This is a genomic window from Methanosarcina sp. (genome assembly GCF_035390745.1).
Lineage (GTDB): Archaea > Halobacteriota > Methanosarcinia > Methanosarcinales > Methanosarcinaceae > Methanosarcina.
Genome location: NZ_DAOOUJ010000119.1, coordinates 1 through 4109, shown reverse-complemented (window position 1 = coordinate 4109; position 4109 = coordinate 1). Strand labels below are relative to the sequence as shown.

At 40.8% G+C, this 4109-nt stretch carries 3 protein-coding genes; 2 read left to right on the top strand and 1 reads right to left on the bottom strand.

Annotated elements, in window-relative coordinates; translation table 11 throughout:
• Window positions 1-173: 173 nt before the first annotated feature.
• The gene (locus tag PLL47_RS14645; RefSeq protein WP_324447283.1) at window positions 174-1235 is read right to left on the bottom strand and encodes a metal-dependent hydrolase; all 1062 of its coding nucleotides are present in this window, start codon (window positions 1233-1235) and stop codon (window positions 174-176) included.
• A gap of 391 nt (window positions 1236-1626) precedes the next feature.
• Here PLL47_RS14645 and PLL47_RS14640 point away from each other — a divergent pair, with 391 nt between their 5' ends.
• Entirely contained in the window at window positions 1627-2238 is a 612-nt protein-coding gene (locus tag PLL47_RS14640) for a superoxide dismutase (RefSeq protein ID WP_324447281.1), read from the top strand.
• Between the two features lie 416 nt (window positions 2239-2654).
• Window positions 2655-3674, top strand: coding sequence for a phosphatase PAP2 family protein (locus PLL47_RS14635; RefSeq protein WP_324447279.1), 1020 nt, complete (start codon window positions 2655-2657; stop codon window positions 3672-3674).
• Window positions 3675-4109 lie beyond the last annotated feature (435 nt).

Below are 4109 nucleotides of genomic sequence, written 5' to 3'. Positions count from 1 at the left end.
TATATAAAAACACATAGAGAAGAGCTTGTCTAACGCTTAACCGATGACGCATGAACTCGTTTTAAATTTTGTTAAATTATTTGACAGATTGGAAGAATCTAAAAGCGAGAATTTAACGCAACAGACTTAAAAACAATTATTTCTTTGAAATAACGCTTTAAATGTTTACAATCTCACCCAAAATAATTCTCCTCCAATTTCTCTTCCTCATCTTCCTCCTGTATGCTCACATAAGCCTCATACTCCCCGCTTTCCTTATCAAAAACAAACCTGTAAACCGTCCTGAAATACGCCCAGTTTTCAACATACGGGTTTCTTGCATCGCCCAGCACGACAGTTACTGTACCGTTATCTTCGTTTTCAGAAACCGAATAAACAGGATAATCGATTTCCTGAGGAACGGCTGTGCTGTAAAGTTTCTCGACTCTTTCAACATAGGCAGAAGCATCTGAAACGCCGCCTGTTGAGTTAACTTTCTCGATAAAATCGCTTCTCTCGATGCCTGAAAGATAGCTGATTTCCATAATCTTGAAATGCGTATCGTTGTACTCGTACGCTGTCAGGAATCTTCCGGGCGAAACCGGATATGTTTCCTGATAGTTGATTCTCGCTCCTTCTGCTTCGGAAATCTGATTTACAAGGAAAAACTTTGCCACCGGAAGGACTGCAAGCCAGACCAGAAGCACAACTGCGAGCGTTCTGTAGAGGCGGCTCCGGTTATGGGTAACGAAAGTACAGAAGTTGTTGAATTTTCCGTTCCATCTGCCCCTGCTTTTCTGAAATCCCACAAACACAATAAAAAGGGGCAGCAGGGGCAGGAGGTTTGCCAGCGGGTCGAAAAAGTAGACTGCCCCCATGATGGATGATTCGGTGCTGAACGGGTAGAAGGGGCGCATTTTCCAGCTTGTGGCATAATCAAGGTAGCTGTGGGACAGAATGGCTGCAAACCCGGCAACTGTGAACAGGCGGTCTTTTGTTTTAAGCCAGATAAAAAGCGTGACAAGCATGATAAAAAGGATGGAATGCATGAACTCCCTGTGCCCCAGGAGGTAGTAGAGCTGGTTTCTGGTCTCGTGGCTCACGCTGCCGCTGATAATTGCAAAAAAAATGTACGGGATGAAATCCAGGTCAGGAAGAATTGACAGGAATGCCACAGCGTTTCGCTTTTTTCCTTTGAAGCTGAGGGCAAGAGCAATCAGGAAACCAATTCCAAGGTGGGAGAGTGTGTTTACCATTTGTTTTATCCCTGGATGAATTTTGTTTTAACTCTTTATAATAAGAACGTTTTACCAGATTCTCAGATGCTTATCTGCAAAAATATCTCATCAGTTTTATCTTTTATCTTTAAATAGGTTAAATGTATAATTATACTCTGCATTTTAAGATTGCCAGATGACGATTTGGCACGTATCTGAAGACGTATCTGAAGAAATAAGATACAGAATGGTTTGAAAGATAGATTTCTGTTAACGTAGTTTAAGGGGAAAATTGGTTAGCAGGATTTGTAATCTGGAATTTCTTGAGCTGGAAGTACAGGTAAGTACAGGAAACTTACAGACTCAGCCTCTTGAGGTCCATCAACAGATTTTGTGAAGCCAGTTGATTGTTTAAAAGAGGGTAGGATATATGGCTAAAGAACTATACAAATTACCACCGTTGAAATACGGATACGCAGACCTCGAACCTTATATTTCCGAAGAACAGCTGCGCATACACCATGACAAACACCATCAGGCTTATGTGACCAATGTTAATTCCCTGCTGGAAATGATGGACAAAGCAAGGAAAGAAGGAACTGATTTTGACTATAAAGCAGTTTCAAAAGCCTTTTCTTTCAATCTTGGAGGGCATGTCCTTCATGATTACTTCTGGTGGGAGATGACTCCTGAAAGCAATGCAAGCAAAGAGCCTGTCGGCGAACTGGCTGATGTTATCAAAGAAGACTTCGGAACTTTTGAACGGTTTAAAAAGGAGTTCACACAGACCGCATCAGGTGTGGAAGGTTCCGGGTGGGCAGCGTTAACTTACTGCAATGACACCAAAAGGCTTGGGATCATGCAGATTGAAAAGCATAATGTAAATGTTATTCCTGATTATCCGATCCTTATGGTTCTGGATGTGTGGGAACATGCCTATTACATTGATTATAAGAATGACAGGGGCAAATTCATAGAAGGATTCTGGAATATAGTTAACTGGGAAGAAATCGACAACTACTTCAAAAAGGTTCGGAAATAATCAGAAAATTGTTTTTATCATAACTGTGTCGGATAAACACAGTTATGTTATTCCTATTACGTTTTTTGGGTCAAATGTAATTGAAAACGGTGCTATTTTTATTGATCCTGCTCTTTCTTGTGGTCTCTTACTTAACACGATCACTCAAAATAATTCTTATCAAGCTTTTTTCTGCTCTCCCGCAGTGGCTTTCGTATGCCTCGTATTCTCCGCTTTCCCTGTCAAATATTTGGAAGTAAACCATCAGGACTTTTCCTCATCTAACTGTCAAAGTCAGGATATAAATCAAACAGGCTTCTTACGGTTAAGGGATTTTTGAGTATGCTGGAGATTTTTTCCGGTGTACTGTGGGTAATTTCCGAAAGCCGTAAGTATTTTTAGTTTTATAGTGCGATATTCATCAGGAGTTCAATCCCTTGTTCCAGACCGAACCCATACTTTACCTCCAGTCCCTTGGAACTGAATGGTTTACTTTCCTCATGGTTATGATAACTTCAATGGGGTCTGCCGCATTTTTTGCAGGCATAGTAATTACTATCTCCCTGGGGATTGATTTCAAAAAGGGCTTTCTTCTGTTCCAGCTGCTGCTGTGGACTGCTCTATTTACCGAGGTCTTTAAAGCACTGATAGCTTTTCCGAGGCCGGATTTTGTAGACAGCAGGGTACTTAACCTGGAGGACGGTATAAACAATAGTTCTCCTTTTAATGGAAACGGGGAAGACGGCTTTTTTAAAATTCCTGACAGGGAGATACTTGAGGAATTCCGCTTTCAAAAGGCATTTCTTGATTCTCCTTTCGGTTTTCCTTCAGGGCATGTCGCACTTACAACTGCTCTCTGGGGAGGTGTCTCCCGCGTCTTCAACAGCAGGCTGGTAAGCAGGCTGGCTCCCGGAGTGGTGCTGCTTATGGCTTTTTCAAGGATGTACCTGGGAAGGCATTTTTTAGGAGATGTGATTGGAGGAGCTGTTCTGGGTTTAATTCTCCTGTTAACCTTTACCTCTCTCCTTAAAAGCCCTTTAAAGGACGATTTTTTCAAAAAGGAGAATTTTGAGCTCGTTTTCAGGCAGAAGAATCTGTTTTTTTACTCTGCCATGTTTGTAGTTCCTGTAATTCTTTTTTCTATGTCCTTCATAAGTGGCGAAGCAGCGGGGTTTTTCCTTGGCACAAATGCGGCATATATCCTTATTATAAAAAAAGGGCTCCCGGAAGATAGCGGAAGTACGGAGCAGAGAGCTCTCAGGGTATTAATCACGCTCATGATATTCGGCTTATCCAGCCTTGTTCTTGATACCGGGTTTGGTATTCCCGGAATTGCAGCTTACTTTGGAATTACGCTTATAGAATTTTTAAAATCCTTTGTCCCTGCATTTACCATATGGGTTTCTGTAAATATCTGTATGAGGCTCGGCCTTTATAGAAGAACCTGTACGGAATAATATGTGGTAAGGTTAAAATCATATTATTTCTTAGATAGCCAGATCTTATTGAAAATTTCAGAAATACAAATAAGCTGGAAAAACTGTATCAGGTTTCCGGAATATGGCTTTGTAAAAAACCAGAGAAAAAGTACAGTTAAAATGTGAACCTTCAGTATAAAAAACAACAAATTTTATATCATCGTAAGTTTATTTATTCTGTACTCTATAATTAAGGAATAGCTTAAATAATGCTTTTTACTATTGAGCGTATTCACAATTCACTGGAGAAACAGCAAACTGAAAACCGCAGCCTGCTGGTTGTAACTGGTGGAAAGGACCTGACGGCCATTTCACCTGTGGAACAGATTTCCCACGGCAGTAACTTACAGATTTGATCAAAACAACGAGGATGACATTCATGGACTTTGAAAAATTGAGACACGGGACCGAACT

What these genes read in the sequence shown, in the direction of transcription:
- PLL47_RS14645 (WP_324447283.1), bottom strand. Translation starts at nt 1,235, where the DNA reads ATGGTAAACACACTCTCCCACCTTGGAATTGGTTTCCTGATTGCTCTT.
- PLL47_RS14640 (WP_324447281.1), top strand. Translation starts at nt 1,627, where the DNA reads ATGGCTAAAGAACTATACAAATTACCACCGTTGAAATACGGATACGCA.